Genomic DNA, 26,999 nt, shown 5'->3' with positions numbered 1-26,999 from the left:
AACACAAAAAATGAAATACGACGTTATTGTTTTAGGAAGTGGTCCTGGAGGATATGTAACAGCGATTAGAGCTTCACAATTAGGCTTTAAAGTAGCTGTAGTTGAAAAAGAAAACCTTGGTGGTGTATGTTTAAACTGGGGATGTATCCCAACAAAAGCATTATTAAAATCAGCTCAGGTTTTTGATTATTTAAAACACGCTTCTGACTACGGATTAAAAGTTTCTGAATTCGATAAAGATTTTCCTGCTGTTGTTCAACGCAGCCGTGGTGTTGCAGAAGGAATGAGCAAAGGTGTTCAATTCTTAATGAAAAAAAACAAAATTGACGTTATTGAAGGTTTTGGAAAACTAAAACCAGGAAAAAAACTAGACGTTACAGATAAAGATAATAAAGTTACTGAATACAGCGCTGATCATATCATCATCGCAACCGGAGCTCGCTCTCGTGAGTTACCAAACTTACCACAAGATGGTGTAAAAGTAATTGGTTACCGTCAGGCAATGACATTACCAACACAGCCAAAATCTATGATTATTGTAGGTTCTGGAGCAATTGGAGTTGAGTTTGCTCACTTCTATAACTCAATGGGAACAGATGTTACTATTGTAGAATTCATGCCAAACGTTGTTCCTGTAGAAGACGAAGATATCTCAAAACAATTTGAGCGTTCTTTGAAAAAAGCAGGAATTAAGGTTATGACTAACTCATCTGTTGAGCGTATTGACACAACTGGTGCAGGAGTAAAAGCATTTGTTAAAACTGCAAAAGGAGAAGAAGTTCTTGAAGCTGACATCGTACTTTCGGCAGTTGGAATCAAAACAAACATTGAAAATATTGGTTTAGAAGAAGTTGGAATTGCTGTTGACAGAGATAAAATCTTAGTAAACGCTTACAACGAAACTAACATTCCAGGATACTACGCAATTGGAGACGTTACTCCAGGTCAGGCTTTAGCTCACGTAGCCTCTGCAGAAGGAATTAACTGTGTAGAAAAAATTAAAGGACTTCACGTAGACCCAATCGATTACGGAAACGTTCCGGGTTGTACTTACGCAACTCCAGAAATCGCTTCTGTAGGTTTAACTGAAAAACAAGCAAAAGAAAAAGGTTACGAATTAAAAATTGGTAAATTCCCATTCTCAGCTTCAGGAAAAGCAAAAGCTGCTGGAACTCCAGACGGATTCGTAAAAGTAATTTTCGATGCAAAATACGGAGAATGGTTGGGATGCCACATGATTGGTGCTGGTGTTACAGATATGATTGCTGAGGCAGTTGTAGCTCGTAAACTAGAAACTACAGGTCATGAAATCCTTAAATCTATCCACCCTCACCCAACAATGAGCGAGGCTGTTATGGAAGCTGTTGCAGATGCTTACGGCGAAGTAATTCACTTGTAAAAATATACCGTTTTACGGTCATATATAATTTTCAATTTAAAAATCCGATTTGTGAAAACAGATCGGATTTTTTTGTTTTGTCATTTCGAGGAACGAGAAATCGCACTCGTATATCGACAGAAAAACTCAGCAAAGCAAATCGCCAATCTTTGTCTTAAAATCAGATTTGTCATATTTTAAGTTGACAACATTCTCAACTATTCGTTAGACATTTGGTCCTTACAAACTTCGTCTTAAAAAAACAACAGCAATGAACAACGAGAGGAAACTTAAAATTCACACCAAATATCAAAAAAGAACATACAAACACATTACAATTCCATCAATAAAACTGGAAGGTAAATGGCTTGAAAAACTTGGGTTTAAAAAAGGCGAAGTTGTAATTGTCGAACAAAAGAAAAACAAACTTATTATTACTAATAAAAAAAGCAAAAATTTAGGATTGACAAAACTTTGACAAAAATCATAAACTTTAAAATTTATAAAGAAAAATTTGTTAAAAACTTCACATTAAAAAATATTGAAGTCGTCTTATAATTCTTATTTTTATTCTTTATAAATAAGATTTTATGACATTACCTTTTATAGAAATAATCGAAGCCACGACCAGTGACCCTAATTTACTAATGTGGAAATTTTATGATGAAGATAAAGAAATAAAAAACGGAGCAAAACTAACCGTTCGCGAAAGTCAGCATGTAATGCTTTTAAACGAAGGTCAGCTTGCCGATGTGTATTCTCCGGGACTTCACACTTTATCTACAGAAAATATTCCGATTTTAAGCAAGCTGAAAGGCTGGAAATACGGTTTTGAAAGTCCTTTTAAAGTCGATGTTTATTTTTTCAACACCCATCAATTCATCAATAATAAATGGGGAACTCCCGCTCCTATTCTGCTAAACGATCCACAATTCGGACAAATCAGAATTCGCGCTTTCGGAAGTTTTGATATTCAAATTGTTGATGTTGCCAAATTCTTCCGCCAATATGCCGGAACGTATCAGCAGCTTACCATTTTTGAATTACAAAACCAATTAAGAGATTTTGTTGCGCCAAAATTTGGAGAAGTTCTGGCAAACGAAAACATAACCGTTACCGATATTGCCGGAAATATTACCCAATTAGGCAAAAAAATCGAACCGTATCTTAAACCTTATTTTCTTCAATTCGGAATTGAATTAACGCAGTTTGTAATCACCAGCGTTACATTACCCGAAGAAGTTACGGCACATTACGACAAAATCACCAATATGAATATGGTAACCGATATGGATAAATTTACCAAATTCAATACCGCAACTGCAATTGGTGATAAAGGAACCGCACTTCACGATGCAACCCAAAACGCATTAAGCATGGGAATTCTTCTAAATCAATTACAGCAAAATAAAGAAACACCAAAAGAAGAAGTAAAAGACGATTTAACTTCAAAACTTCAAAAATTGAAATCTTTATTTGATGCCGGTTTAATTGACGAAGACGAATTCAAAACAAAAAAATCCGAATTATTAAGCCAATTATAATGGAAGAGAAAAAAGTCAATTCGTTTTTAGACAGACTAAAACAAAAAGCTCAAAACCAAACTAATTATGGCGGTGAAATGGAAATCAACGACGCCAAAATGAATGCAAAAGACTGTCCAAATTGCGGCGCCGGAAGAGCAAAACAAGATGGCGTAACGCATTGCGCTTATTGCGGATTTGAATTCATAACCGTAAAACTTACAGACGGAGTTTATATTAAAAAAGAAGATAATTCAATTTAAAAATCATATCACGTGTTCGGACTATTTAATAAATCAAAAGGCCCAGAAAAAAACGAAGGAAGTAAAGAAACGTTTCCAGAATGGTACGCAGAACTTCAGGAATCACAGCAAAGATGGTTTGCCTTTTTAGAAAAACTCGAAGCAAAAATGGAAGAACTGGCAACAGCCTCAATTCCAGAATTGAAACAGCTTTTACAAGAAGATGAAGATCTTTATAAAAGAACTTTTCACAGAGTACTTTCGGGTATAAATGGCCAGTTAAATAACATTAGAGAAAAAGCCAGAGATACATATGACGAAAAAATTCTTGCTGTTTACCAAAATTACAATTCGCAGATTTCGGTTTTAAGTAAACATCACGATCTAGTTTCTGATTTTAGAAGTGATTGTACTGATCGTTACAGCGATTTTGACAATAAATATGATTATTGGAGAAAACAAATTGAAAAAACGCAGGAACGTGATCTTGAAATCGAATACAAAAAAATATTAGACGAATACGAAGCCATTAAAAACAAATTCAGTTGTACCCAATGCGGCGGAAATATCGAAATCGAAAAAATCTTTTTAATCGAAACCTATATTTCATGTCCGTATTGTAAAACGCAAAACACGTTTGCGCCAAGCACACAAGGCAGAAATTTGCAAAACATTGCACGCGGACTTGCTGAACAAAGAACAGCACACTTATACGAAGCTTTTGAAACGGAGGATAAAAAAGAGCGGGAATTATATCATCAGCGACATGAATTAAGTTTAAGCAAAATACATGAATCAGATAAAAAAGTGCTGAATGAAATTCAGGCAAAAATGGATGATCTCGAAGAACAAAGGCAATTTGTTATCAAAAATGCTCCAAAATTATATCAGGTTTATCTGCGCGCCATGTATGACGAGTGGAATAAAATTACGCCCGATTTAAAAGAGCACAACGAAAAAATGTATCAGAATCAGGTACACAATAAATAATTATTAATCCTTAAAAATCAACAAATGTTTAAGAAACTTTTTGGAGCTCTAACTGGAGACAGTAAACAGGAAAATCAAAATTTTGAGCAGGCACAAACATCAAACGAAAACTATGAAGATAATTACAGAAATGATTATCAGGAAGTAGAATACGATCCAGAAACTTTGCACGGAACGCATTATAATGTTGATGATTTTGATGCCGAAGTAGCAGAAAGAGCCGAAGCATGGATTGCTGACCAACGCGCAAGTGGTGAAAACCTTGAAGAAAAAGATATTAAAGGCATATATTTTAGTTACAGAAGAGAAATTTACACCGAATGGAATAATTGCGATTCTGACCAAATGATACGATTTGAACATGCTAATTCATTAAAATATACCGGAATTCAAACTTCAGGATTCATAAAGGTTGAAGAAAATAATCCGTTTCTTGAGCCTGTACACGGCGTAGATTTAAGAACGTATACCGCAATGTGCCTTAAAATAAGTGCCGGAATCGATTATCAGGAAGTTTGCAAAGCAATGGGCTTCGAATCTGTAATTTGGGAAGAGTTAAACACAATCTGGCCCCAGCGTATGGGCGAAGACACTTCATTTACGGTTACAACTTTGTTCGGGCAGTATTATGCAGAAAATGTAACGGTTCCGCAATTAGAAAACCTAAAAGCAGAAATTTCTGAAGAAGGAGCAGCAAATCTTGAAAGAATCAAAACAGACCGTTATTTCTACGAAGAACTTGCCGGAGCAAGACAAGCTGCATACGAATACGGAATCGATGGCGCGCAATGGATTTTAGAAACTTTCGGGATCAACCTTGCTGATTTCCAATCTGCAGCAATGCAGTGGATGACAGAGCAAAATCAAAACTGGAATTCTGAAAATATCACAGAATTCCATGATTATCAACAAGCAAAACAAAAAGAATATGCCGCAAAATTTGCTGCAGAACAAGGCGGCAATATCGCAGACGATGTAAATTTCTAAGTTCAGTTTCTTTAAATAGTAAAAAACCGATTTGTAAAACAGATCGGTTTTTTTCTTTACATAAATATCAATTTATCTTTTTATCCTAAACCAATAATGTGGTATTTTTGCAGCACCAAATCTAATCTTCGCCTGCGATGAAAAAAATATTATTCCTTATTATAATAATCTTGTTTCCAGCAAGTATATTATTTTCCCAAACAAAAAAAGAAAACACAGTTCCTGACGCCCAAAATGTTTTTTCAAGACCTTATGATTATGTAAATGATTTCGAAAAAATCTTAAATCCAGATCAAATTACAAACCTCACCAATATGCTAAAGGCATTTGAAAAACAATTTCTTTACAAAATTACGGTCGTAACAACCTCAACAATACAGCCTTATACAACTTTTCCTGATTATGCTTTAGAATTAGACAGATATCTGGCTAAAGACCCAAAACTAGACCCTACTATTTTAATTGTAGTAAGCAAAGAATTAAGGCAAATCCAGGTTCAAAGCATTGATCTTATCCGTTATAAACTAAGCGACAATGACACCCAAAATATTATTACAACCTATGCCGTTCCCGAATTTAAAAAAGGTGATTATGGCAAAGGTTTAGAACTTGCCGTCGATCAAATTATGAATAAATTAAAAACATATTAATTTCTTCTTTTAACCAAAAATCTTAAATTGTATTCGTTTAATCATAAAAAGAAAATTATGACATTAGAAGAATACAAAAAACAATTTTCAGAAGATGATGCTGTAGGATGGCTTGAAATCGATAAAGAATTTGAACGTCTTTATCCAGATCAGGAGCCCAAACATTTTGCTCCGGCCATAAGTTATATACTTGGCGGAGAACATCCGCTGGACGGCGTAAGCATTTACGAAAGCAAAAAACAAACAGATCATTTTCACTTTGTCACTTATGGATTTTCTGAATTGTATTACGACGAAAATAAAATCGAAGATGAATTTAGCAAATGGGGATTCGAACTCACTTTTAGACTAAAACCTTTTGCAGAAGATAACGGAAACCCAAGCTGGGTAATTGCCCTTTTACAAAACATTGCAAAATATGTTTTTGACAGCGGCAACTGGTTTGAAGAATTTCATTATATGCCTGCAAACGGTCCTATAAGACTTGATACAGAAACGGATATAACAGCTTTAGTAATTGTTGCCGATCCTGAAATCGAAAAGAAACAAACTCCGCATGGTGAACTTTCCTTCTTGCAAATAGTCGGAATAACTTCTGCTGAATACGAAGCCATAAAAGAAAATCCCGGAACAGTCGAAGAATTGGTCAATAAATTAAAAGAAAACAACCTGCTGTTAATTACAGATTTAACGAGAAAATCATAAAATATTAAAAATCCGATTGGTGAAAACAAATCGGATTTTTTGATTTCCGGCTGTTAAAAATAATTTACAGCAGCATTAATTTTAATAACTTTATCCGTAAATAATTTTGCTATGAAAGAAATATGCATTGTTGAATTCACTTCTAATTTAGGCCTAAAAGAACCGCAGACAGGAAAAGAACCAGGCGTAAATCGTTTGCCGGATTGGTTATGGAAACATAATTTGCATAAAGCAATTAACCCAAAAAACATCATAAGAGTTGATCCTCCAAAATACTCCAATATAAAAGATCCCGAAACCAATATTCTCAACGCAGATTCATTAGTAACCTACGCCAGAGAACAAGCCTATTTAATAAACAATTTATTGAGTGCCAATAAATTTCCGTTTATTTTGGGCGGCGATTGCAGTATTCTTTTGGGCCCTGCAATGGCTTTAAAACAAAAAGGCAATTACGGCTTATTTTATCTCGACGGCCATACCGATTTTATGGATGTTTCTCTTTCTGAAACCGGCGGTGTTGGTGGCATGGCGGCTTCAATTGTTACCGGAAACGGACATCAAAAACTAACCAATATTCTCAATTTATCTCCTTATATAAAAGAAGAAAACCTTTGGTGCGTTGGCAATCGCGAATACGATGATGAATACGAAAACGAAATACGGAAATCTTCGGCAACATATTTAAGTCTTCAGGAACTGCGAAAACAAGGCATTACAAAATCTGTAAAAACATTTCTTTCAGAAGTTGAAAACAAAAACTTAGATGGTTTTTGGCTTCATATCGATGTCGACGTTCTTAACGACGATATTATGCCATGCGTAGACAGCAGAACGCCAGACGGTTTAACCTATGATGAATTTAATGAACTTACCTCCTATTTATTTGAAAGTAAGAAACTAAGCGGACTTGAAATTACAATTCTTGATCCGGATTTAGACGAAACCGGAAAATATACCAAAGATTTCGTAAACAATATTACAGTTACTTTCAACAAACATTTTAACACTTGATTTAAAAACATAAACATCAAATAATCAATATTTTAATATTATTTTTACTACTGACAAACCGTTGTCACATTCCCATTTTACCTTTACTTAAAAATAAGATTTATGGAAACAAAAGACGGAAAATTAGCAGTATATGCCGAAACCAGAGCAGACTGGCGTAAATGGCTGACAGAAAATAGTGTAAACGAAAAATCAGTTTGGCTGATTTTGTTTCATAAAAAAAGCCAGACCAAAAGCATAAATTTAATCGAAGCCACAGAAGAAGCGCTTTGTTTTGGCTGGATCGACAGTTTGTGCAAAAAACGCGATGGCGAAAGTTATTATCTCACCTTTTCGCATCGCAACCCAAAAACCAGCAAATGGAGTAAACCCAACATAGAAAGAGCCGAACGCATGATTCAGGAAAATTTAATGACGGAACACGGACAAAAGTTAATTGACATTGCCAAAGAACAAGGAAAGTGGATTACCGATTAATAGAATAATTTGGGCGTTTCCTACGGCCGGACTGTACACTATATTCCCGATTAACAAAAACTACGGCTAAAAAGCCTTGTTTTTCTAAATCGGGAGATGCCGCTTCCATCCCTAACGCAAATCCGGTTTCATAATAACATTGTTTTTTAATTGATCATTTTAGACAAAAAAGATTATTTTTAAAACAAAATTCAACAACCCGATTTGATGAAAATAACAGAAATTACAAAAAGTGATTTTGAACCTTTAAAAATCCTGTATTTAAAAGAAAGACAAAGAACATTTTCGTGGCTTGATACATCAGAATTTAAATTAGACGATTTTGAAAAACATACGCAAGGAGAATACATTTTAGTGGCACATATTAATGAAATTCCCGTTGGTTTTATTTCGATTTGGATGCCAAATAATTTCATTCATCATCTGTACGTTGATCAGGAATATCAAGGGCAGAAAGTTGGAACCGAATTGTTAAAAGCAGCCATTCAAAAAACGAAATTTCCGCTCACCTTAAAATGTTTAGAAAACAACATAAAAGCCGTTGAATTTTATAACAAAACAGGATTTATTGAAAAAGAAAAAGGACGCTCTGAAAACGGAACCTACATTTTATTTGAGCTTTCAAAAGATATAAATTAAAATTCAAAACCATGAATCAGGAAATCCAGGCATATAACGACTCACAAAACGCTGAAGACAAAAAAATATGTGATATCTTAAGCGTTGAAATTAACGATTTCCTGCAAGAAGCCGAAAGCAAAATCTGGCATCGGCATCCGGTTTGGTTTTTAGACGGAAATCCCGTTGCAGGATATAGCAAACTTAAAGATTCTGTCAGGCTGCTTTTTTGGAGCGGACAATCTTTTGATGAAAGCGGACTTCAAAATGAAGGAAGCTTTAAAGCCGCCGAAGCCCGTTATACAAACTCAGATCAAATCAATATTGACGATTTAAAAAGATGGCTCGATAAAGCCAGAAACATTCAATGGGATTATAAAAATATCGTGAAACGAAAAGGCGTTTTAATTCGGTTGAAATAATTTAAACTTTTTTAAAACACTTTAAAGCAACTATTTAACATTTTTTTCATCTTATAAATAAACGAACCAAAATTTTAAACCGATGAAAAAATATTTACTTCTTCTTATTTTAATTGTATTCTCTTCCTGCCATGATAATGATGATAATCGTTCTGACGAAAATCGCTTAGAAGGCAAATGGAGCTGGATTCGCACTTCTGGCGGATTTGGCGGACCAACGAGTTCAGAAACATCAGATCAAAAGATCGTAATTGAGATCTCGAATTCTACAATTAAAACCTATATAAATGGAAATCTGTCGCAGCAGCAGAAATTTTTTATCATAACAAAAAAATCGGTTTTTGGCGGAGACAGAAAAATGATTGTTATTGATAAAGGTGATTCCATTACACAAGATTTTTATTTGGACAGATCATTTGAATTTCACAACAATAAACTGTATTTAATAGACGAATGTGTTGACTGCTCTACATCAGAATATGAACGCGTCAAATAGTTATGAATTATGAATTATACCAATTTATAGTAAATTTAGACGTGATGATGGACCAAACACAAAATGCCATTAAATGAACTTTCAGAAAAAGTTGATTTGACGTTATCTAATCTTTCCATATTAAAAACAGGCAAAGCAAAAACCGTTCGTTTCAGCACGCTTGAGGCAATCTGCAAAGTTCCGGAATACCAGCTGGTAGATATTTTAGAATTTGTCGAAGAATAAGGTATTAGAATTTTATTCGTAATTTCGTATTTAAGAGAACTTTAGGTTCTCTTTTTTAATTCAACAACTTTCTAAAACCATCAAAATGAATATCTTAATCGTATACAGTCATCCGAGCAAAAAGTCTTATACATTTCAGGTTTTAGAACAATTAAAATCTGCAATAGCAAAACAAAACTGGAATTTCGAAGTTTCAGATTTATACGCTTCTAATTTTCAAAGCGATATGTCTGAAGAAGAATATGATAGAGAAGGATTTGCAAAACTCAATCTTCCCATTTCTAAAGATATTTTAGCAGAACAAGAAAAAATCGAAAAAGCCGATTGCATTATTTTTCTATATCCCGTTTGGTGGAGTGATTGTCCCGCAAAACTAAAAGGCTGGTTCGACCGTGTTTTTTCGGTTGGATATGCTTACGGACAAACTGATGATTTTCCGAAGATGAAAATAATTCCGTTTGGACTAGTAATCTGCACCGCCGGGCATCCAAATGCTTTTTTAACCGAAATTAAAATGGCGCAAAGTATGGAAACCATAATGCTCGAAGATCGTTTAGGAAAACGCTTCGAAAATAAAGAAATGCTAATTCTGGGCGGAACTTTAGAACTGGAAAATGTAATGGAAAATCATTTTTTGCAGATTCATAAAACTGTTGAAAAAATTAAAAACTATATTGCCTAAAAAAACAGAAATTCATATTATAAAACAATCTAAAATAATGACAATAGAAGAAATTGTAGACTTACAGATGTCTGCTTTTAATAATAGATCGATACAAGAAATGATGCCTTTGTATAGTGATAATATAAAAATTTATAATTTTCAAGACCTTACATTAGCAATAAATGGTAAAAAAGAATGCGAAGAAATGTTTATCAACCTTTTTAAACAATCGCCTGCTATATATGCCGAAGTAATAAAAATCATTCATTTTGATAATAAAATAATAGTACATGAATATGTATCAGGACGAAATGGCGATGAAACTAAAAAAGAGCAAGTTGTTATTTTTGAAATAACAAATCAAAAAATAAGCAGAATGGATATAATGAGATAATAAAGCAATTATCTTTTTTATTCGTTTAGAGAAAAAATATCTTCTATAAAACCAACTTATTTTATGAACTTTCAAAAAATAAAAGCTTACCACCTATTCTGGATTACTGCTGCAATCATTTTATTAATCGGAATAGCCGGAATAAATAATCCAGACAGCACTTTAGATATTAATGTTCATGATACCTATTTTGTAATTGCTCATATTTATATTGCCGTTGTTCTTTCACTGTTCTACTTTTTAATGGGACTTGGATATTGGTTTATTCAAAAAGTATTTAAAAAACAGCTTATAAAATATTTAACCGCAATACATATTGTTATTTTGATAGGAAGTTTTATTGGTTACTGGCTTTTAATGCTTTATTTTAAACTATTTCCAAGAGACATGGCTTTTCCATTATTTGACGATTACCAATTAGTTAATGTTGTTTTAATAAGCCAGTTTTTACTTATCATTTTTATTGCCACGCCGCTATACATTATTAATTTACTAATTGCCTTATTCAGCAAAAAGAAAGTGAATAATTAACCATAAAGTTGAAAAATCTAAAATCAACAATATAAAATCAAAACATCTGTCCGAAATACACCTTACAATTGTCTTATTAAAACCTAACTTATTGATTTTTAAAGAATAAATTTGATATTCAACTTTTAAAAACCATAAAAATGAGTGCATCAGATTTTACAACAGCAATATTAGTCAATCAATCTCCAGAGGAAGTTTTTAATGCAATTACTAACGTGCGAGGCTGGTGGTCAGAAGAAATTGAAGGAAATACAGCAAAACAAAATGATGAATTTAATTATCATTATGAAGATATTCATCGCTGCAAAATTAAATTGACAGAAGTAATTCTAAATCAAAAAATTGTCTGGCTGGTTGAAGAAAACTACTTCAAGTTTACCGAAGACAAAACCGAATGGACAGGAACAAAACCAACTTTTGAAATCACAGAAAAAGACGGAAAAACAGAACTTCGTTTTACCCATTTTGGTTTAAACCAAGAATACGAATGCTTCCAAATCTGCCGTGATGCCTGGACAAACTACATTCAAAACAGTCTTAAAAAACTAATCGAAACTGGAAAAGGTGAACCAAACGCAACTGGAAAACCCCAAACCGAAAACGAAAAGAAATTATCTCAAAACTGAGAGATTTATTTGGCCCACAGATTTTACGGATTAAACGGGTTTTCACTGGTTAATTTAAATATGCCACAGATTAAAATGATTAAAAAAAAATCTGGGCTAATCCTTTAAATCTGTGGCAAAAAAAAATAAAAAAGCAACCAGTGAAAACCCGTTTAATCCGTAAAATCCGTGGGCAAAAAAGCAAAACCTTAGCATCTCAGCAACTTAGAGCCTTAGCAACTTTTCCGGCTACAACAATAGTAGATTTGGCTACACCTATCTTTTTGATGTTGCGCAACTTTGTAACATCAAAAATTTAGAACTTATGAAAATTATAATTACAGGTTCTCTAGGGAACATCAGCAAGCCTTTGGCAAAAGAATTAATTCAAAAAGGACATTCCGTTACCGTAATTGCCAGCAGTAACGATAGAACACAAGAAATCGAAACCTTAGGCGCAAAAGCAGCCATTGGCTCAGTAGAATATGTAGATTTTTTGGCTAAAACATTTACAGACGCAGATGCCGTTTACTGCATGATTCCGCGTGCTAATTATTTCGATCCGAATTTAGATCTGGATGCTTTTACACGCAAAATCGGAAACGCTTATGCCCAAGCCATTAAACAATCTGATGTAAAGCGTGTTGTCTTTTTAAGCAGTATTGGTGCACATTTAAAAGAAAAATCAGGAATTATTCAGCGTTACAATGAAATTGAAGCCGTTTTAAATCAGCTTGCAGAAGTTTCGATTACGTTTATGCGTCCAACTTCTTTTTATTACAACTTGCTGGCTTACATTCCTGCAATTAAAAATCAAGGCTTCATTTCGGCAAATTATGGTGCCGATGAATTAGTTCCGTGGGTTTCTCCAAATGATATTGCCGAAGCTATTGCCGAGGAAATCACAACTCCGCTTGACGGAAAAAAAATTCGTTATGTAGCAAGCGAAGAATTAAATGGACACGAAACTGCTAAAATCTTAGGAACAGCAATTGGAAAACCAGATTTAAAATGGCAGTTTATAAGCGATGAAGAAGTGCTAAACGGATTAATTTCGGTAGGAATGCAGCCAAAAATCGCAGCAGGTTTGGTCGAAATGTACGCCGCACTTTACAGCGGTTTATTGGGCGAAGATTATTATAAAAACAAACCGGCAGTTTTAGGAAAAACAAAACTGGCAGAATATGCAAAAGAATTTGCAGCAATATATAATCAAAAATAGATAATTTAGGCTATGGCAAATCAACAACCACATCGAATAAAAAGTATCAGCGAATTTCATGAGTTTAGAGATTTGCCAAAGCCTGAACATCCGCTTGTAAGCGTATATAATTTTGAAGATTTAAAATTTCTAAACGAACAAGAACCTAAAAGTCTTATTCTTGATTTTTATTCAATCGCATTAAAAAGAAATGCAAATGCCGTAATGCGCTACGGACAGCAGGAATATGATTTTAAAGAAGGCGTTTTATTGTTTATCGCGCCCGGTCAGGTTTTTTCTATCGAAGGAAACTCAGAATTGAAACATACCGGATATTCCTTACTAGTTCATCCGGATTTTTTATGGAACACGCCGCTTGCGCAGAAAATAAAACAATACGAATATTTTGGATATTCGGTTTACGAAGCACTCCATCTTTCTGATAAAGAAGAAAAAATGATTATCGATATCATGAAAAATATTCAGCAGGAATACCAATCTAATATCGATAAATTCAGTCAGGATGTTATTATAGCACAAATAGAATTACTTCTAACCTATTCTGAGCGTTTTTATAACCGCCAATTCATAACCCGAAAAATAAGCAACCATGAGATTTTAGCTCGTTTAGAAAAACTGCTGGAAGAATATTTTACAAACGATTCCTTATCAAAAAAAGGCTTGCCAACCGTTCAGTTTATCGCTAATAATCTAAATGTTTCACCTAATTATTTAAGCGGATTATTGAACCATCTTACTGGTCAAAGCACACAGCAGCACATTCACGACAAATTAATCGAAAAAGCAAAAGAAAAACTTTCGACCACAAACTTATCTGTAAGTGAAATTGCTTATGAATTAGGCTTTGAACATCAGCAGTCATTCAGTAAATTATTCAAAACAAAAACAAACGTTTCACCATTAGAATTCAGGCAGTCATTCAACTAAAAAAAAATGGTCAAAACAATCTTAATTTTCCTATATTCGTAATATTAAAAATCAAAATTATGAATCCCGTTTTAAGGAATATATTGGCTGTTATTGCTGGAATTGTTATTGGAAGTATTGTAAATATGAGTATCATTTTAATCAGTGACTCCGTTATTCCACCGCCAGATGGAGTTGACAATACAACGATGGAAGGTTTGCAAAAAACAATGCATTTATTTGAAGTACAGCATTTTATTTTTCCTTTTCTGGCTCACGCAATCGGAACATTTGCAGGAGCAGTTACAACGGCTTTAATCGCTGTTAATCATAAAAAGAAATTAGCCTTAGTAATTGGCGCTTTCTTTTTACTAGGCGGAATTGTAAGTGTCTGCTCCCTGCCGGCACCAATGTGGTTTACATTTGTAGATTTGGTTTTTGCTTATATTCCAACGGCTTATTTGGCTTTGAGATTAGTTTGTAAAAAACAATCCTAATGCCTAATTTGGCTGCAAATTACCTTAAATACCGCCGCCATTTTATGATCTCAAGATTACTTTTATTTTTTTCAATACTAACCATTAGTATTGGAAACGCCCAAATGAATCATTCATTAATAGTTTTAAAATCTGGAGACTCTTTAAATGGTTTCGGAAAAATAAAATTCGATAGTTTTAAATATAAAAATTACGCAGGAACTGATAAACGTGAAATTGATTTTTCGCAAATCAAACTGGTAAAAATTAAAAAACCGGATAACGTTACAGAAGTTTATAAATTTTTTCAAACTACAAACAGTGATAAGTTTGTTGCTGTTTTAGAAGTAGTTTCAGGAAATAATGTTGAACTTTATTGTACTTATTCCAATTATCCCGGAATGGGTACTGGAATAAATACTGGAATGAGTGCCGGAGGAATGGGCATGGGTGCGGGAATAGGAATGTCAGGAGGAAATACCGTAACTTATTATTTTGCTAAAAGACCTTCTGAAGAAAAACTGACAGCATTAGGCAATTACAATCCTTTGTCCTCTACTTTAAGGGAAAATGTTTTAAAATATTTCTCAGATTGTAAAGCACTTACTGATAAAGTTGAAAATAAAGATTTTAGAATGAGAAGCGGCTTAGAACAAGTTGCCGCTTTTTATAACGAAAACTGTAATTAAGAATAAAATGAGCGAGAAACCATCCAAACAAAAACCGGCAAAAATGTGCTACGAACATATTGGCGGAAAACTCGGTCAATTGCTCGCTGTAACTTTTGAAGAAAAAGGATGGATCGCCAAGAAAAGCCCAACTGATAAACACTTTTATATTACCGATTTAGGCGAAAAAGAATTCACAAAATTAGGTATCGATATAACACAGATAAAACCTGAAGATTTATAAAAATTTTCAGGTTTTTTTAATTCAAAAAGTACTTCTAAATTTCATAACTTAGTTTGCTGTTTAATCCTTTAGATTATGACTAAGAAAGAAATCGTAGAAAACTTCTTAAAACTTGCTGCAAGCGGTCATCCGCATGAAGCTTTTAGGCTTTATGTAGGCGAAAATTTCAAGCATCATAATATTCATTTTAAAGGAGATGCGCAGACTTTAATGCTGGCAATGGAAGAATCAGCAAGAACAAATCCAAATAAAACTTTTAAAATTCATCATATGATAACCGATCATGATTTGGTCGCTGTACATTCGCATTTAAAACAAAACTCAACTGATTTGGGATTTGTCGTAGTTCATATTTTCAAATTCGAGTCAGATAAAATTATCGAACTCTGGGATTTGGGACAGCCAATTCCAAGTGAAATGATTAATGAAAATGGGATGTTTTGAATTAATTGTGAATTGTTAATGGTGAATTGTTAATTATTAACTGAGTCGAAAACTGAAAAACTGAGACTGAGACTGTGACTGAAAACTAAAAAACCGAAAACCGAGACTAAAAAAATGAACATTAAATACAAAATTCCTGCTTTATTACTTTTGACTTTTCTTTTGTCATACTACAATTCTTCTGCACAAAAAAAAGATAATTATACCGCTAAAATTGACAGTTTGGTTGAACATACAACTTCTCCAATTTTTAACGGTGTTGTTTTGATTTCTAAAAACGGAAAAACATTGTATTCAAAAGCAAAAGGGTTTGCTAATTTTGAAACAAAAAAACCTTTAACGGTAAACTCTCAATTCGAAATCATGTCAAACAGCAAACAGGTTGCAGCAGTTTTACTTTTATTGGAAGTTGAAAAAGGCAAAGTCGATTTAAATGCTCCAATTAAAAAATATCTTCCGGAATTAACGCAATCCTGGGCAGATTCTGTTACGGTTCATCAGCTTTTAAATCATACACATGGAATTGTCGATTTGCAAAAGCCTTTGGCTTTTAAACCCGGAACTCAATTTAGCTACGGAAATTTAAGCTTTAGCCTTGCTGAAAAAATTGTTGAATTAAGCACCAAAAAAAATTATACCGAAGTGGCGAATGCTCTTTTTAAGAAATTAAAAATGAACAATACATTTTGTTATGCTAAAGACAAAACTCAAAATTTAGCTACAGGGTATTTTAACTCTAATGGAAAATTTGAAGCTGTAAAAACTACGCAGATTACGCCTCAAAGTTTAGGCGCAGACGGAGTTGTTTCTACGGTTAATGATTTATCGGTTTGGAATAATAATCTTCATAAAGGAAAAATCCTAAAACCAGAAACGTATCAATTAATGCTGAAATATAATATATTGGCACAGCATAATTTCTTCGGAAAAGCAGATGAAGGCTATGGTTACGGAATTAAAATTATCGAAAAAGAAGCCGTAAAATATGTAGGTCATACAGGTTTAGGCGACGGATTTTCTTCGGTAAATTTATATTTCCCGGAAAGCGATGTCAGCTTAATTGTGTTAGAAAATCAAATGAACGAAAGCCGCGATTTGTTTTATATTTCTGAATTTAAAATCAAAAATATTCTGCTGAAAAGCGATTTAGTACATCAAAAATAAAAGGCGATGGCAAAGAATAAAACAGCAGAAACCCAAAGCAGTGTTATTGATTTTATAAATGCTGTAGATAGTGAAGCAAAAAGAAATGATGCTTTTGAACTGGTAAAAATAATGAAATCAATAACAGGTTTTGAACCTAAAATGTGGGGGCCAAGTATTATTGGTTTTGGAACTTATCATTACAAATATGCCACGGGACACGAAGGCGACGCACCTTTGGCCGCTTTTTCTCCCAGAAAAGCCGCAACTACAGTTTATTTTTATTTACCCGAAGAAAAGAGAGAAGAACTTTTTTCAAACCTGGGAAAATACAAAGTATCAAAAGCCTGTATTTACATCAAGAAATTAGCTGATATCGACATCGAAATCTTAAAAAAAATCATTTCGCTTTCGATTGAAGAAGTCCAAAATTTATATCCCTCAAAATAAAAATGATCACATTCTTAATTCTGTTATTAATAATAGTTCTTCTCGTTTACAACTTTTTACAACATCCAAAATTCGGAAAAAAGCCTTCCGGCGAAAGATTAGCTTTAATTGAAAAATCACCTCAATACAAAAACGGAAAATTTGAAAACCAAAACTTCACGCCAGACCTTGCTGAAGGTGCCGGCTTAATTGGCGTTTTATTCGAATTCATTTTCAAAAAAGTCGATAGAAAAATCCCAACCGATTTAATTCCGTCAATCAAGACCAATTTACATGAACTTCCTCTCGATCAGGATGTTTTAGTTTGGTTTGGACATTCGTCTTATTATATTCAGCTGGAAGGAAAACGTTTTTTAATCGATCCTGTTTTTAGCGGTAACGCCTCTCCTATTTCGGGTACCACAAAATCGTTTAAAGGAACAGATATTTATACGGTTGATGATCTTCCGGAAATTGATTATTTACTGCTTACGCATGATCATTACGACCATTTAGATTATAAAACAATCCTTCAGCTAAAACCTAAAACCAAAAAAGTAATCACGGCACTTGGCGTTGGTTCACATTTTGAATTTTGGGGATTTCCAAAAGAAAATATTATCGAAAAAGACTGGCATGAAAAAATAGAATTAGACGAAAATCTAACGCTTTATACAACGCCGTCAAGGCATTTTTCAGGCAGAAGTTTTAAACGCTGCAATACACTTTGGACTTCTTTTGTTTTAGAAGCCAAAGATTTTAAAATGTATTTAGGCGGAGACAGCGGCTATGATCAGCATTTTGCAGAAATTGGTGAGAAATTCGGACCATTTGATATTGTTTTAATCGACAACGGTCAATACAATAAAAACTGGAAATACATTCATAATATGCCCGAAGATGTTGTACAGGCGATACAGGATTTAAAAGCAAAACGAGCATTTCCGGTGCATTCGTCCAAGTTTTCATTATCGCTGCATGCCTGGGACGAACCATTAATTAAAGTAACGGAACTGAATGCAAATTCGGCAAATCCAGTTCCTTTAATTACGCCTATGATTGGAGAATTGGTTGAATTGAAAAATGAAAATCAGGAATTTAAACAATGGTGGAAAGGGGTTAAATAAATTTTAGATTGCAGATTTTAGATTTTAGATTGAAAACTTGAAACTTGAAACCTAAAACACTCTTTTGTCACCCTGAGCGAAGTCGAAGGGCACACAAAGGGCTTCGACTTCGCTCAGCCTGACAAGACTTGAAACTTGAAACCTGACACGAGGCTTTAGCCGAACTGACGAAGTAAACTAAAACATGAACACTTCAAACTATAATATTCGAAACGCTTTTCCTTCAGAATTTGAGGAAATTGGGAAACTTTTAATTCGCGTTTATTCGCAATTAGAAGGTTTTCCAAAAGAAAACGAACAACCCAATTATTATAAAATGCTGGCGAATATTGGTGATTTTACCAATCATCAGGAAACAGAACTTTTAGTTGCAGTTGACGAAAATAACACCATTCTTGGAGCGGTTGTTTTTTTTAATGACATGCAGTATTATGGTTCTGGCGGAATTGCAACTCAGGAAAAAAACTCGGCGGGATTTCGATTATTGGGCGTTGACCATAATGCGCGCGGAAAAGGAATTGGCAAACTGCTGACATTAGAATGCATCAAAAAAGCCACTGAAAATAAACAGAAACAGCTTATTATTCATTCGACACTTGCCATGAAAACAGCTTGGGAAATGTATGAAAAACTAGGTTTTAAAAGATCTTTAGATTTAGATTTCATGCAGGGAGAACTGGCTGTATTTGGTTTCAGATTATCGCTTATTTCAGAAAATTAATATCCAAAAAACAAAACCTTGAAACAAAAAATAACCTTCCTAACAATTGTATTTTTGATAACATGCAGTATGTTTTCTCAAAATACCTATGTGTTTTTAGGATCATACAATCGGGATAAAACTGCAGAAGCGATTCAGGTATATCAATTAGATACTTTAAACGGAAAACTGTCCAAAATAGCCTCGGTAAAAAACATTATAAATCCTTCATATTTAACTGTTTCACCAAACGGAAAATATGTTTATGCCTGTACCGATACCAAAACGCCAAATGCGGGAAGTATAAGCAGTTTTGAATTTAATCCTGAAAATAAAAGCCTTACTTTTTTAAACAGCCAGAGAAGCGGCGGCGAAAATCCGGTTTATGTTACCGTTCATAAAAGCGGGAAATGGATTGCAAATGCTAATTATACAGAAGGAAGTGTTTCGGTTTTCCCAATTCTCGAAAATGGAAAAATTGATTCTATCGCGCAGAATTTTCAATATATGGATGGAAGTACACATAAAGAAAGACAAACAAGATCTCATGTTCATTCGGCCGTATTTTCACCTCAATTCGATTATTTATTTTTACCCGATTTAGGTGCCGATAAAATTCGCAGTTATGCCTTCGATGAAAATAAAAAACAGCCTTTAACTGAAACTCAAACTCCATTTACAAAAACTGATTTAGAGGCCGGCCCAAGACATTTTACTTTTCATCCGAATCAAAAATTTGGGTATTGTATTGAAGAAATGGCGGGGCAGATAAGTGTCTATAAATACGAAAACGGAACTTTAAATAAAATCCAGCGCATTGCGACACATCCTGATAAAATAAAAGAAGGTTTTGAGAGTTCTGATATTCATATTTCGCCAGACGGAAAATTTCTTTATGCCACAAATCGCGGAAAAGAAAATAACATTGCCATCTTTTCAATTGACGAAAATGGATTATTAAAAAACATTGGTTATCAATCTACTTTAGGAAAACATCCTAGAGTTTTTGCAATCGATGAAACTGGAAAATTTTTAGTTGCCACAAATGTAAATAACGGAAATATTATCGTTTTTAGAAGAAATCCTAAAACCGGATTATTGAAGAAAACAGGAAAAGAAATTAAAATGGAGAATGTTTCGTGTGTGCAGATTAGACGGATTTGATGGCTTGATGGCACACGGATTTTACTGATTTAACGGGTTAACACAGTTTTTTGTCATTTTAATCTGTGGCAAAAAACAAACAAACAAACAAACAAACAAACAAACAAACAAACAAACAAACAAACAAACAAACTATAAAACGCTATAAAATAACATTATAAACAATGAAAAATATCACCGTTTTCTGCGGATCAAGTTTTGGTTCCGAAGAAATATATAAAGATCAAGCTGAATTATTGGGAAAAACTTTAGCCAAACAAAATATTGGTTTAGTTTATGGCGGAGCAAATGTGGGTTTAATGGGCGCTGTTGCGGATGGCGCTTTAAGTGAAAACGGAACCGTAATTGGAGTTCTGCCCAATTTTCTAAGATCGAAAGAAATTGCGCATTTAGGCTTAACCGAATTAATTTTGGTGGAAAGCATGCACGAAAGAAAAATGAAGATGAATGATTTATGCGATGGAGTAATTGCACTTCCGGGAGGTTTTGGAACTCTGGAAGAACTTTTTGAAATGCTCACTTGGTCGCAGTTAGGTTTACATAAAAAACCTATCGCAATTTTAAATATCAACGGATTCTATGATTCGCTTTTAGAATTGCTTCAAACCATGAGTGAAAAAGGTTTATTGAAAGAAGCTAATCAAAAAATGCTTTTGGTAAGTGATGATATTGACGATTTATTAAACCAAATGAAAAATTACACGCCGCCAACGGTTGGAAAATGGATTGATAAAAAAAATACATAAATCATAATTACATATATTCGCCGTCAAAAATATTCAACCAAAACAAACATGAAGAAAATTACATTTTTATTTTTTACAATCGTTCTTATCACATTTAAAACAACTGCGCAGGAATCAAAAGTTAAATTTAGTATGCAAGGAGGTTTAAACTATTCCAGCCTTAGAGGTTATGACGGTTTTGTAGACGACAACCCAGGCTTTGCTTATTTATTTGGTTTTTCGTTTCAACATGAAATTCAAGAAAACTTATCTATAAAAGTTGATTTAAATTATGAGAGAAAAACGCAGAAATCGAAAAGTACAATTAGTTTAATAGACAATGCAGAATCACCATTACCAATTGAGCAAACCTTTTATAGATCTAAAACTACAACATACTTAAACTATATCGTACTTCCTGTTATGTTAAAATATAATTTCTCTAAGAATAAAAGTTTTTACATAAACGGCGGACCTTATTTAGGTTATTTACTTAAATCAGGAATGAAATCAGAAAGTAATTTCTCTTCAATGTATAATGGTGATGTAGAAGATACAAAGAATAGAAAATCATTAGATTATGGTATCTCGGCTGGATTTGGGAAAGAATTCAGACTTAACGAAAAACATAATTTTTATATCGAATTGAGAGATAACTTAGGATTAGCTAATATTGCTAAAGGTGAAGTTATGAATGGCGGTACTATAAAAACAAACTCACTGAATTTATTAGCCGGATTTACATTTTAATTTATTTTTGACGTTTTTCCTATAGCAATTTCATAATTTAGAGGTTTAGAGATGTAAACCAACTTCTCGCATTAAGCTATAACATCTAACGTCGAAAAAATGAAACCAGAAAACAACAAATTCGCAAAAGCCGAAATGCTGATTAGAAAGCCTGTTTCAGAAGTTTTTCAGGCTTTTATTGATCCAGAAATTACCAGTAAATTTTGGTTTACAAAAGGCTCCGGGAAATTAGAAGAAGGTAAGAAAACCGAATGGACTTGGGAAATGTATGGTTTTTCACTTTCGGTTAAAACATTAGTTTTACAGGAAAATAAAAAGATTGTTATTGAATGGGGAAATCCTGACGAAATAACTTTAGTAGAATGGATTTTTACACCATTAAATGAAAATGAGACTTTTGTGAGTATTACAAACTCAGGTTTAAAAGGAGATTCAGACAAAATCATCAATCAGGTCCGTAATTCTACCGAAGGTTTTACGTTAGTTTTAGCCGGAGCAAAAGCGTATTTAGAACATCAATTGCAGTTAAATTTAGTTTTAGATAGATTCCCAAAAGGGCTGGCATAGAAAAGTTTCACGTTTCAAGTTTCTTTAGTTTCAAGTTCTCTACAGCAACCTGAAACTTGAAACATGAAACAAAAAAACTAAAAATCATGGATACAAAGAAACCCGAAAATATAGACGAATACATTGGTGCATTTCCCAATGATGTTCAGGAAATTTTAGAAAAAGTGAGAATGACGATTCAGAAAGCAGCGCCAGATGCTAAAGAAAAAATCAGCTATTCGATGCCGGCTTTTGACCAAAACGGAATCGTGGTTTATTTTGCTGCTTTTAAAAATCATATTGGACTCTATGCTTTACCAAGTGGTCATGAAGCTTTTGCTGCTGAACTTTCTAAATATAAATCAGGAAAAGGTTCTGTTCAATTTCCTTTGAAAGAAAAAATGCCGTACGATTTAATTACTAAAATTGTGAAATTTAGAGTAAAGCAAAATCTGGAGAAAGCGAAAAAGAAATAACCGAAATGGATTTAGCAGAACATTACAACCGGCTTTATGCAAGTTCTTCTGAAACTATTTTAAGCGGAAATTACAGCTTGGATTCCAAAATAAATGATCCTTCTGATTCCCGATTTGGAATTACGCTTCTCCTCCGCCCCAGCGAAAAAATAAAAACCAATATTTGGTTATTTTTAGATGAATTAAAAGCAATAGAAGCCAATCAATATTATTATCCAAACTCTGATATTCATATTACGGTAATGTCGATTATTTCGTGTTATGAAGGCTTTAGTTTAGATAAAATTAATGTAGAAGATTATATCAAAATCATCGAGAAAAGTTTAGAAGATTTAGGCGAAATCAAAATTGAATTTCGAGGCGTTACAGCTTCAAATTCTGCAATAATGATTCAGGGATTTCCTTCTGGTGAAACTTTGAATACTTTAAGAAATAAACTTCGGGAGAATTTTCGAAACTCGGCTTTAGAACAAAGTATCGACAGCCGATATTCAATTGCTACAGCTCATTCAACTGTAATGCGTTTTACAGAAAAACTTCAAAATCCTGAAAAATTAATTGAAGTTGTTGAGCAATTTAGGGATTATAATTTTGGAGAATTCACAGTCGATAAACTCGAATTAGTCTTTAATGATTGGTATCAGAGAGCAAAAAACACAATTCATTTAACTGAATTTAATTTGAGTTAAGTTTTTGCCACGAATTACACGAATTTTCACGAATTAAAAATAAAAATTAGTGTAATTCGTGGCAGAAAAATTATTTCTTAAACGTTCCAAAGTGCCACAAAACTCCAGACGGATCATGCAGAAAACATTCACTTCCCCAATCTAAATAGCGAATTGGTGTTAGTTTTACGCCATATTTTTCAGTTAAATTTAAAGCTAAAAGTTCCTTATAATATCGATCAGCATCATCAACTTCAATAAAAATCATCGTATTTTCAATCCAGCTTTTATCATAATAATCTTGTAGATAAAAGGCCGTTTCTCCTGATTTAAAAACAGAAAAATTAGATTCTAAAACTACTTCTTCAAATCCTAAATCGCGGTAAAAACTTCTCGAAACTTCAAAATCTTTAGCACCAATAAATGGTCGGATTGATTTTATATTATGATTCATTTTTATTGTTTTTGAAGTTATTTATCAAACCCAAGCTGTTTTCGTAAATCTAAATTCAAACTGTATTGTTCCTGAACCGAAATTATTTTTCGTGTATTTTTATTAATATCACTTCCTTCGGCAGTCCATAGAAACGGGTAAAAATTGAATACTTCATCACCTTTTAATTTAGAAACTTCTGTTCTCCAGTCCTTCCATCTGTTGCCTTCGTAAAACTTATCCAAATCATTACTAAAACAAAATCCTAAAAATTCAGAATAGGTAATATCAAGTTGTTCAAACTCCAGATTATCAGGAGAAAAATAATAAATTTTCCCAACATCAGTTCCTAATCCTCCTCCATTTAAAAAGTAAAAACCGCCAATTGCATCATCGGCAATTAATAAAAAAGCGGGAGTTTCTCCAAACTCATTAAATGATTTTCCTTTGTTCCAATCTGGCAGCGAACGATTAAATTTTGAACTTCCAGAACCCAAAATTCTAATCCAGCCATCATCAATTAAAATCCCTCCAGTATTAAAAATAACTGCTCCCATTGTTGAACGGGTTGTCACCTGAGTTTTATACAAAGCATCTTTTGCTTTTACTGCATCGACCGGTAAAATCTCAACTTTATTTGTTGCTGTTTTAATCCAATCTTCTACAAGAGTCCAGCCCGGATCTGCTTTGTCTATAAGTTCTTCGGCTTTTTTCATTTTGTTTTGTGCAGTCGCTGCAAAAGTTAAAAATGTCAATACTAGTAACGGAAACTTTGGTATCATTTAATGGCTTATAATTATTTAAATCTAACCTTTCTTCAAAATACTTCCCAAACCACGTCCAATTTGTTCGATTGCTTCCAAACTTTTGGTTAACGGTGATGCAGTAAAATCCTCATAGGCATCCATAGAACTGATTTTTCGATCGTCCTGCGGATAAACCAAGATGATATTATTATTGTTGAAGAATTTTTCGAATTTTTGAGGCAGTCTGTCAAAAATAGAATGATAGGAAACCGAACCTTTTCGGGATAAATTGAAAACAATTAAATCCGTTTCGCGAATTTCATCTGAAATCGATTCAAAATCATCCCATTCTATTACACTTTTAAAACCTAATTTGGCATTCAAACGAAGATTATTGGCAATCTGCTGAATGGTTTGATGCGTTTTATATTCGGCATAAACTACAATCGGGATACTTAATTCTTGTGATAATCGGCATATTTTCTGTAATAAAAGCTGAAATCCAATTCCTCTTTCTGAAAATGGCGGACAGATAAACACCAGTCTTTTATCTTCAATAAATGTTTTTTGAAATCTGCTGATAAACAAACTTTTGTCAACATTATTTATGATAGAATCTACATTTTCTCCAAAAATTTTATCTAAGAAACCCGTTTTCTTTGGCCAGCCCACAATCACAATGTCTGACATTATTTCTTTAGAAGTTCTGGCAATTCCACTCGCCGGATTATGATCAATCCTTGCAATTGTATTTATTTTTACTTCAGATGCCGAACCTTGAATCACAAATTTGTCCGCTGCTTTTCGGTATTTTAAAATGTTCTTTTCAGCCTGATCATTATTCGGTACAATGGTTAAAAGCGTAATCGGATTCGAAGATTTTTTATCTTTTATTAAAAGTGCAAAATCCAGCAAACTTGCTGCTGCAGAAGTTTTTGCCAGCGGAATTAAAATGTGTTCGTCTAAAATTTGATCTTTATCTGTGTCCGTATGTGAAATTTCTTCTTCACAAATGGCTATTTTCTTAGCCGCTTTTTCGGTTGCAAAAGAAGCCACAATACAAGTAATCAGAATTAAAATAATAGTTCCGTTTAAGATATTTTCATCCAGAATTTTGGCTTTAAAACCAACTAAAATTACGGCTAAAGTTGCCGCGGCATGCGCGCTGCTCAAACCAAAAATAAGCTGTCTTTCGGTTTTACTGTATTTAAAAACAACCTGTGTAAAAAAGGCTGCGATCCATTTTCCAAAAATAGCGACAACACTCAAAGTTCCGGCAACGATTAAAGCCGTTGGCCCGCTTAAAATTACACTGATATCAACGAGCATTCCAACTGAAATCAGGAAAAACGGAATGAATAAGGAGTTCCCAATAAATTCAATTCTGTTCATTAAAGCCGATGATTGCGGAATTAAAGGATTTAAGGCTAAACCGGCAACGAACGCGCCAATAATAGGCTCTACTCCTGCTACTTCTGCCAAAAAGGCTGCAAAGAAAACTACAGAAAGAACAAAAATATAATGGGCATGTTTTTCACTTTCCAGTTTTTTGAAAAACCATTTGGCAATTCGAGGGATCAATAAAAACATAATGGCAGAGAAAATTGCCAATGAAACGCCTAATTTGATCCAAAATGCCTGATTTAAACTTCCCTGGCTGCTTCCCATAATTACGGCCAGAATAATCAAAACAGCAGTATCAGTTAAAATAGTTCCTCCAACGGTAATGGCTACAGCCTGGTTTTTTGCAATTCCGAGTTTACTCACAATTGGATATGCTACTAAAGTATGAGTCGCAAACATACTCGCGGTTAAAAAACTAGCGTTGAAATCGTATTGCAGTAAATAAAAACAAACTGGAAAACCTATTGAAAGCGGCAGAATAAACGTAAAAAATCCGAATAATAAACTCTTGTTTCGGTTCGCTTTAAACTCATTCATATCCAGTTCCAGACCCGCAATAAACATAATGTACAAAAGCCCGATTGTTGAAAATAAATCGACTGCAGAGTTTTTTGCCAAAATATTAAGTCCGTGCGGCCCAATGATAACTCCAGAAATAATCAAACCAATAATTCCCGGAATATTTATTTTTTTAAGTAAAATGGGTGACAGCAGAATAATGAAAAGTATCAAAGAGAAAATCAATACTGGATTGCTGAGAGGTAATTCAAATTCGTGTATAAAATGCTTGAAAAATTCTATCATAAT

36 protein-coding genes and 1 pseudogene are annotated in these 26,999 nt (G+C 33.6%); 34 read left to right on the top strand and 3 right to left on the bottom strand.

The window, feature by feature from the left end:
- Nucleotides 1-10: 10 nt before the first annotated feature.
- The 34 genes and pseudogenes from lpdA (at nucleotide 11) to BUE10_RS10525 (ending at nucleotide 23,630) form a co-directional block, all read left to right on the top strand.
- Nucleotides 11-1,399, top strand: coding sequence for a dihydrolipoyl dehydrogenase (lpdA, locus tag BUE10_RS10690; RefSeq protein ID WP_073484922.1), 1,389 nt, complete (start codon nucleotides 11-13; stop codon nucleotides 1,397-1,399).
- 250 nt (nucleotides 1,400-1,649) lie between these two features.
- On the top strand, nucleotides 1,650-1,856 hold the full coding sequence (locus BUE10_RS10685) for a SymE family type I addiction module toxin (RefSeq protein WP_073484920.1): 207 nt from the start codon (nucleotides 1,650-1,652) through the stop codon (nucleotides 1,854-1,856).
- 112 nt (nucleotides 1,857-1,968) lie between these two features.
- Entirely contained in the window at nucleotides 1,969-2,922 is a 954-nt protein-coding gene (locus tag BUE10_RS10680) for an SPFH domain-containing protein (RefSeq protein ID WP_073484918.1), read from the top strand.
- The gene (locus BUE10_RS10675; RefSeq protein ID WP_053471715.1) at nucleotides 2,922-3,164 is read left to right on the top strand and encodes a hypothetical protein; all 243 of its coding nucleotides are present in this window, start codon (nucleotides 2,922-2,924) and stop codon (nucleotides 3,162-3,164) included. The genes BUE10_RS10680 and BUE10_RS10675 overlap by 1 nt, the downstream gene beginning before the upstream one ends.
- A 12-nt stretch (nucleotides 3,165-3,176) precedes the next feature.
- On the top strand, nucleotides 3,177-4,133 hold the full coding sequence (locus BUE10_RS10670) for a hypothetical protein (protein WP_073484917.1): 957 nt from the start codon (nucleotides 3,177-3,179) through the stop codon (nucleotides 4,131-4,133).
- 24 nt (nucleotides 4,134-4,157) lie between these two features.
- Nucleotides 4,158-5,120: a DUF6620 family protein gene (locus BUE10_RS10665; protein ID WP_073484915.1), complete on the top strand. Its 963-nt coding sequence runs from the start codon at nucleotides 4,158-4,160 to the stop codon at nucleotides 5,118-5,120.
- Between the two features lie 137 nt (nucleotides 5,121-5,257).
- The gene (locus BUE10_RS10660) at nucleotides 5,258-5,770 is read left to right on the top strand and encodes a TPM domain-containing protein (RefSeq protein WP_073484913.1); all 513 of its coding nucleotides are present in this window, start codon (nucleotides 5,258-5,260) and stop codon (nucleotides 5,768-5,770) included.
- Between the two features lie 57 nt (nucleotides 5,771-5,827).
- The gene (locus BUE10_RS10655) at nucleotides 5,828-6,475 is read left to right on the top strand and encodes a suppressor of fused domain protein (protein WP_073484911.1); all 648 of its coding nucleotides are present in this window, start codon (nucleotides 5,828-5,830) and stop codon (nucleotides 6,473-6,475) included.
- Between the two features lie 111 nt (nucleotides 6,476-6,586).
- A complete protein-coding gene (locus tag BUE10_RS10650; protein WP_073484909.1) occupies nucleotides 6,587-7,489 on the top strand; it encodes an arginase family protein in 903 nt (300 codons plus the stop codon).
- 102 nt (nucleotides 7,490-7,591) lie between these two features.
- Nucleotides 7,592-7,966 carry a YdeI/OmpD-associated family protein gene (locus BUE10_RS10645; RefSeq protein WP_073484907.1) on the top strand — a complete coding sequence of 125 codons (375 nt, stop codon included), beginning with the start codon at nucleotides 7,592-7,594 and terminating at the stop codon, nucleotides 7,964-7,966.
- Between the two features lie 207 nt (nucleotides 7,967-8,173).
- Nucleotides 8,174-8,605, top strand: a complete 432-nt coding sequence (locus BUE10_RS10640; protein ID WP_073484905.1) for a GNAT family N-acetyltransferase — start codon at nucleotides 8,174-8,176, stop codon at nucleotides 8,603-8,605.
- Nucleotides 8,606-8,616: 11 nt separating this feature from the next.
- Entirely contained in the window at nucleotides 8,617-9,006 is a 390-nt protein-coding gene (locus tag BUE10_RS10635; protein ID WP_073484903.1) for a DUF1801 domain-containing protein, read from the top strand.
- A gap of 82 nt (nucleotides 9,007-9,088) precedes the next feature.
- A complete protein-coding gene (locus BUE10_RS10630) occupies nucleotides 9,089-9,502 on the top strand; it encodes a hypothetical protein (protein WP_073484902.1) in 414 nt (137 codons plus the stop codon).
- A gap of 2 nt (nucleotides 9,503-9,504) precedes the next feature.
- A pseudogene (locus tag BUE10_RS10625) lies at nucleotides 9,505-9,727 on the top strand (helix-turn-helix domain-containing protein).
- Nucleotides 9,728-9,812: 85 nt separating this feature from the next.
- On the top strand, nucleotides 9,813-10,409 hold the full coding sequence (locus tag BUE10_RS10620) for an NAD(P)H-dependent oxidoreductase (protein WP_073484900.1): 597 nt from the start codon (nucleotides 9,813-9,815) through the stop codon (nucleotides 10,407-10,409).
- Between the two features lie 37 nt (nucleotides 10,410-10,446).
- The gene (locus BUE10_RS10615) at nucleotides 10,447-10,785 is read left to right on the top strand and encodes a nuclear transport factor 2 family protein (protein WP_143055959.1); all 339 of its coding nucleotides are present in this window, start codon (nucleotides 10,447-10,449) and stop codon (nucleotides 10,783-10,785) included.
- 63 nt (nucleotides 10,786-10,848) lie between these two features.
- Nucleotides 10,849-11,316 carry a cbb3-type cytochrome c oxidase subunit I gene (locus BUE10_RS10610; protein ID WP_073484896.1) on the top strand — a complete coding sequence of 156 codons (468 nt, stop codon included), beginning with the start codon at nucleotides 10,849-10,851 and terminating at the stop codon, nucleotides 11,314-11,316.
- A gap of 140 nt (nucleotides 11,317-11,456) precedes the next feature.
- A complete protein-coding gene (locus tag BUE10_RS10605; protein WP_073484895.1) occupies nucleotides 11,457-11,942 on the top strand; it encodes an SRPBCC family protein in 486 nt (161 codons plus the stop codon).
- 304 nt (nucleotides 11,943-12,246) lie between these two features.
- A complete protein-coding gene (locus BUE10_RS10600; protein WP_073484893.1) occupies nucleotides 12,247-13,143 on the top strand; it encodes an NmrA family NAD(P)-binding protein in 897 nt (298 codons plus the stop codon).
- A 12-nt stretch (nucleotides 13,144-13,155) separates the two neighbouring features.
- On the top strand, nucleotides 13,156-14,070 hold the full coding sequence (locus tag BUE10_RS10595; RefSeq protein WP_073484892.1) for a helix-turn-helix domain-containing protein: 915 nt from the start codon (nucleotides 13,156-13,158) through the stop codon (nucleotides 14,068-14,070).
- Nucleotides 14,071-14,129: 59 nt separating this feature from the next.
- Nucleotides 14,130-14,546 carry a hypothetical protein gene (locus BUE10_RS10590; RefSeq protein ID WP_073484890.1) on the top strand — a complete coding sequence of 139 codons (417 nt, stop codon included), beginning with the start codon at nucleotides 14,130-14,132 and terminating at the stop codon, nucleotides 14,544-14,546.
- Nucleotides 14,546-15,214, top strand: a complete 669-nt coding sequence (locus BUE10_RS10585; protein ID WP_073484889.1) for a hypothetical protein — start codon at nucleotides 14,546-14,548, stop codon at nucleotides 15,212-15,214. Before BUE10_RS10590 ends, BUE10_RS10585 begins: the two co-directional genes overlap by 1 nt.
- 7 nt (nucleotides 15,215-15,221) lie before the next feature.
- Nucleotides 15,222-15,437: an ArsR family transcriptional regulator gene (locus tag BUE10_RS10580; protein WP_073484887.1), complete on the top strand. Its 216-nt coding sequence runs from the start codon at nucleotides 15,222-15,224 to the stop codon at nucleotides 15,435-15,437.
- Nucleotides 15,438-15,512: 75 nt separating this feature from the next.
- Entirely contained in the window at nucleotides 15,513-15,881 is a 369-nt protein-coding gene (locus tag BUE10_RS10575; protein WP_073484885.1) for a nuclear transport factor 2 family protein, read from the top strand.
- 114 nt (nucleotides 15,882-15,995) lie between these two features.
- Nucleotides 15,996-17,045, top strand: coding sequence for a serine hydrolase domain-containing protein (locus BUE10_RS10570; protein ID WP_073484883.1), 1,050 nt, complete (start codon nucleotides 15,996-15,998; stop codon nucleotides 17,043-17,045).
- A 6-nt stretch (nucleotides 17,046-17,051) separates the two neighbouring features.
- Complete coding sequence (locus BUE10_RS10565; RefSeq protein ID WP_073484881.1) at nucleotides 17,052-17,474, top strand: DUF1801 domain-containing protein; 423 nt, start codon at nucleotides 17,052-17,054, stop codon at nucleotides 17,472-17,474.
- Between the two features lie 2 nt (nucleotides 17,475-17,476).
- Complete coding sequence (locus BUE10_RS10560; RefSeq protein ID WP_073484879.1) at nucleotides 17,477-18,580, top strand: MBL fold metallo-hydrolase; 1,104 nt, start codon at nucleotides 17,477-17,479, stop codon at nucleotides 18,578-18,580.
- Between the two features lie 184 nt (nucleotides 18,581-18,764).
- Complete coding sequence (locus BUE10_RS10555) at nucleotides 18,765-19,301, top strand: GNAT family N-acetyltransferase (protein WP_073484878.1); 537 nt, start codon at nucleotides 18,765-18,767, stop codon at nucleotides 19,299-19,301.
- Nucleotides 19,302-19,319: 18 nt separating this feature from the next.
- Entirely contained in the window at nucleotides 19,320-20,444 is a 1,125-nt protein-coding gene (locus BUE10_RS10550; protein WP_073484876.1) for a lactonase family protein, read from the top strand.
- 164 nt (nucleotides 20,445-20,608) lie between these two features.
- The gene (locus BUE10_RS10545) at nucleotides 20,609-21,190 is read left to right on the top strand and encodes an LOG family protein (protein ID WP_073484874.1); all 582 of its coding nucleotides are present in this window, start codon (nucleotides 20,609-20,611) and stop codon (nucleotides 21,188-21,190) included.
- Nucleotides 21,191-21,238: 48 nt separating this feature from the next.
- The gene (locus BUE10_RS10540; protein ID WP_073484872.1) at nucleotides 21,239-21,919 is read left to right on the top strand and encodes a porin family protein; all 681 of its coding nucleotides are present in this window, start codon (nucleotides 21,239-21,241) and stop codon (nucleotides 21,917-21,919) included.
- A 99-nt stretch (nucleotides 21,920-22,018) separates the two neighbouring features.
- Nucleotides 22,019-22,486: an SRPBCC family protein gene (locus tag BUE10_RS10535; RefSeq protein ID WP_073484870.1), complete on the top strand. Its 468-nt coding sequence runs from the start codon at nucleotides 22,019-22,021 to the stop codon at nucleotides 22,484-22,486.
- A gap of 86 nt (nucleotides 22,487-22,572) precedes the next feature.
- Nucleotides 22,573-22,941, top strand: a complete 369-nt coding sequence (locus tag BUE10_RS10530; RefSeq protein WP_073484868.1) for an iron chaperone — start codon at nucleotides 22,573-22,575, stop codon at nucleotides 22,939-22,941.
- A gap of 5 nt (nucleotides 22,942-22,946) precedes the next feature.
- A complete protein-coding gene (locus BUE10_RS10525) occupies nucleotides 22,947-23,630 on the top strand; it encodes a 2'-5' RNA ligase family protein (protein ID WP_073484866.1) in 684 nt (227 codons plus the stop codon).
- Between the two features lie 70 nt (nucleotides 23,631-23,700).
- Here BUE10_RS10525 and BUE10_RS10520 read toward each other — a convergent pair whose 3' ends face one another.
- Genes BUE10_RS10520 through BUE10_RS10510 form a run of 3 tightly spaced genes read right to left on the bottom strand, consistent with a single transcriptional unit; the run spans nucleotide 23,701 to nucleotide 26,996 of the window.
- Nucleotides 23,701-24,063: a VOC family protein gene (locus BUE10_RS10520; RefSeq protein WP_073484864.1), complete on the bottom strand. Its 363-nt coding sequence runs from the start codon at nucleotides 24,061-24,063 to the stop codon at nucleotides 23,701-23,703.
- Nucleotides 24,064-24,080: 17 nt separating this feature from the next.
- Nucleotides 24,081-24,824, bottom strand: coding sequence for a DUF2625 domain-containing protein (locus BUE10_RS10515; protein ID WP_083598031.1), 744 nt, complete (start codon nucleotides 24,822-24,824; stop codon nucleotides 24,081-24,083).
- Between the two features lie 24 nt (nucleotides 24,825-24,848).
- A complete protein-coding gene (locus tag BUE10_RS10510; protein WP_073484862.1) occupies nucleotides 24,849-26,996 on the bottom strand; it encodes a cation:proton antiporter in 2,148 nt (715 codons plus the stop codon).
- Nucleotides 26,997-26,999: the final 3 nt, after the last annotated feature.

The organism is Flavobacterium sp. CF108, assembly GCF_900129795.1.
GTDB lineage: Bacteria > Bacteroidota > Bacteroidia > Flavobacteriales > Flavobacteriaceae > Flavobacterium.
This window is presented reverse-complemented; position numbering and strand designations above follow the sequence as displayed.

Bases quoted from the DNA above. Each gene is read 5' to 3' on its own strand.
- BUE10_RS10645 (WP_073484907.1), top strand. From the start codon at position 7,592: ATGGAAACAAAAGACGGAAAATTAGCAGTATATGCCGAAACCAGAGCA.
- BUE10_RS10610 (WP_073484896.1), top strand. From the start codon at position 10,849: ATGAACTTTCAAAAAATAAAAGCTTACCACCTATTCTGGATTACTGCT.
- BUE10_RS10660 (WP_073484913.1), top strand. From the start codon at position 5,258: ATGAAAAAAATATTATTCCTTATTATAATAATCTTGTTTCCAGCAAGT.
- lpdA (WP_073484922.1), top strand. From the start codon at position 11: ATGAAATACGACGTTATTGTTTTAGGAAGTGGTCCTGGAGGATATGTA.
- BUE10_RS10520 (WP_073484864.1), bottom strand. From the start codon at position 24,063: ATGAATCATAATATAAAATCAATCCGACCATTTATTGGTGCTAAAGAT.
- BUE10_RS10515 (WP_083598031.1), bottom strand. From the start codon at position 24,824: ATGATACCAAAGTTTCCGTTACTAGTATTGACATTTTTAACTTTTGCA.
- BUE10_RS10535 (WP_073484870.1), top strand. From the start codon at position 22,019: ATGAAACCAGAAAACAACAAATTCGCAAAAGCCGAAATGCTGATTAGA.
- BUE10_RS10570 (WP_073484883.1), top strand. From the start codon at position 15,996: ATGAACATTAAATACAAAATTCCTGCTTTATTACTTTTGACTTTTCTT.
- BUE10_RS10595 (WP_073484892.1), top strand. From the start codon at position 13,156: ATGGCAAATCAACAACCACATCGAATAAAAAGTATCAGCGAATTTCAT.
- BUE10_RS10635 (WP_073484903.1), top strand. From the start codon at position 8,617: ATGAATCAGGAAATCCAGGCATATAACGACTCACAAAACGCTGAAGAC.
- BUE10_RS10665 (WP_073484915.1), top strand. From the start codon at position 4,158: ATGTTTAAGAAACTTTTTGGAGCTCTAACTGGAGACAGTAAACAGGAA.
- BUE10_RS10575 (WP_073484885.1), top strand. From the start codon at position 15,513: ATGACTAAGAAAGAAATCGTAGAAAACTTCTTAAAACTTGCTGCAAGC.
- BUE10_RS10630 (WP_073484902.1), top strand. From the start codon at position 9,089: ATGAAAAAATATTTACTTCTTCTTATTTTAATTGTATTCTCTTCCTGC.
- BUE10_RS10685 (WP_073484920.1), top strand. From the start codon at position 1,650: ATGAACAACGAGAGGAAACTTAAAATTCACACCAAATATCAAAAAAGA.
- BUE10_RS10675 (WP_053471715.1), top strand. From the start codon at position 2,922: ATGGAAGAGAAAAAAGTCAATTCGTTTTTAGACAGACTAAAACAAAAA.
- BUE10_RS10530 (WP_073484868.1), top strand. From the start codon at position 22,573: ATGGATACAAAGAAACCCGAAAATATAGACGAATACATTGGTGCATTT.
- BUE10_RS10605 (WP_073484895.1), top strand. From the start codon at position 11,457: ATGAGTGCATCAGATTTTACAACAGCAATATTAGTCAATCAATCTCCA.
- BUE10_RS10640 (WP_073484905.1), top strand. From the start codon at position 8,174: ATGAAAATAACAGAAATTACAAAAAGTGATTTTGAACCTTTAAAAATC.
- BUE10_RS10540 (WP_073484872.1), top strand. From the start codon at position 21,239: ATGAAGAAAATTACATTTTTATTTTTTACAATCGTTCTTATCACATTT.
- BUE10_RS10510 (WP_073484862.1), bottom strand. From the start codon at position 26,996: ATGATAGAATTTTTCAAGCATTTTATACACGAATTTGAATTACCTCTC.
- BUE10_RS10555 (WP_073484878.1), top strand. From the start codon at position 18,765: ATGAACACTTCAAACTATAATATTCGAAACGCTTTTCCTTCAGAATTT.
- BUE10_RS10580 (WP_073484887.1), top strand. From the start codon at position 15,222: ATGAGCGAGAAACCATCCAAACAAAAACCGGCAAAAATGTGCTACGAA.
- BUE10_RS10525 (WP_073484866.1), top strand. From the start codon at position 22,947: ATGGATTTAGCAGAACATTACAACCGGCTTTATGCAAGTTCTTCTGAA.
- BUE10_RS10560 (WP_073484879.1), top strand. From the start codon at position 17,477: ATGATCACATTCTTAATTCTGTTATTAATAATAGTTCTTCTCGTTTAC.
- BUE10_RS10590 (WP_073484890.1), top strand. From the start codon at position 14,130: ATGAATCCCGTTTTAAGGAATATATTGGCTGTTATTGCTGGAATTGTT.
- BUE10_RS10650 (WP_073484909.1), top strand. From the start codon at position 6,587: ATGAAAGAAATATGCATTGTTGAATTCACTTCTAATTTAGGCCTAAAA.
- BUE10_RS10615 (WP_143055959.1), top strand. From the start codon at position 10,447: ATGACAATAGAAGAAATTGTAGACTTACAGATGTCTGCTTTTAATAAT.
- BUE10_RS10620 (WP_073484900.1), top strand. From the start codon at position 9,813: ATGAATATCTTAATCGTATACAGTCATCCGAGCAAAAAGTCTTATACA.
- BUE10_RS10680 (WP_073484918.1), top strand. From the start codon at position 1,969: ATGACATTACCTTTTATAGAAATAATCGAAGCCACGACCAGTGACCCT.
- BUE10_RS10565 (WP_073484881.1), top strand. From the start codon at position 17,052: ATGGCAAAGAATAAAACAGCAGAAACCCAAAGCAGTGTTATTGATTTT.
- BUE10_RS10545 (WP_073484874.1), top strand. From the start codon at position 20,609: ATGAAAAATATCACCGTTTTCTGCGGATCAAGTTTTGGTTCCGAAGAA.
- BUE10_RS10585 (WP_073484889.1), top strand. From the start codon at position 14,546: ATGCCTAATTTGGCTGCAAATTACCTTAAATACCGCCGCCATTTTATG.
- BUE10_RS10600 (WP_073484893.1), top strand. From the start codon at position 12,247: ATGAAAATTATAATTACAGGTTCTCTAGGGAACATCAGCAAGCCTTTG.
- BUE10_RS10655 (WP_073484911.1), top strand. From the start codon at position 5,828: ATGACATTAGAAGAATACAAAAAACAATTTTCAGAAGATGATGCTGTA.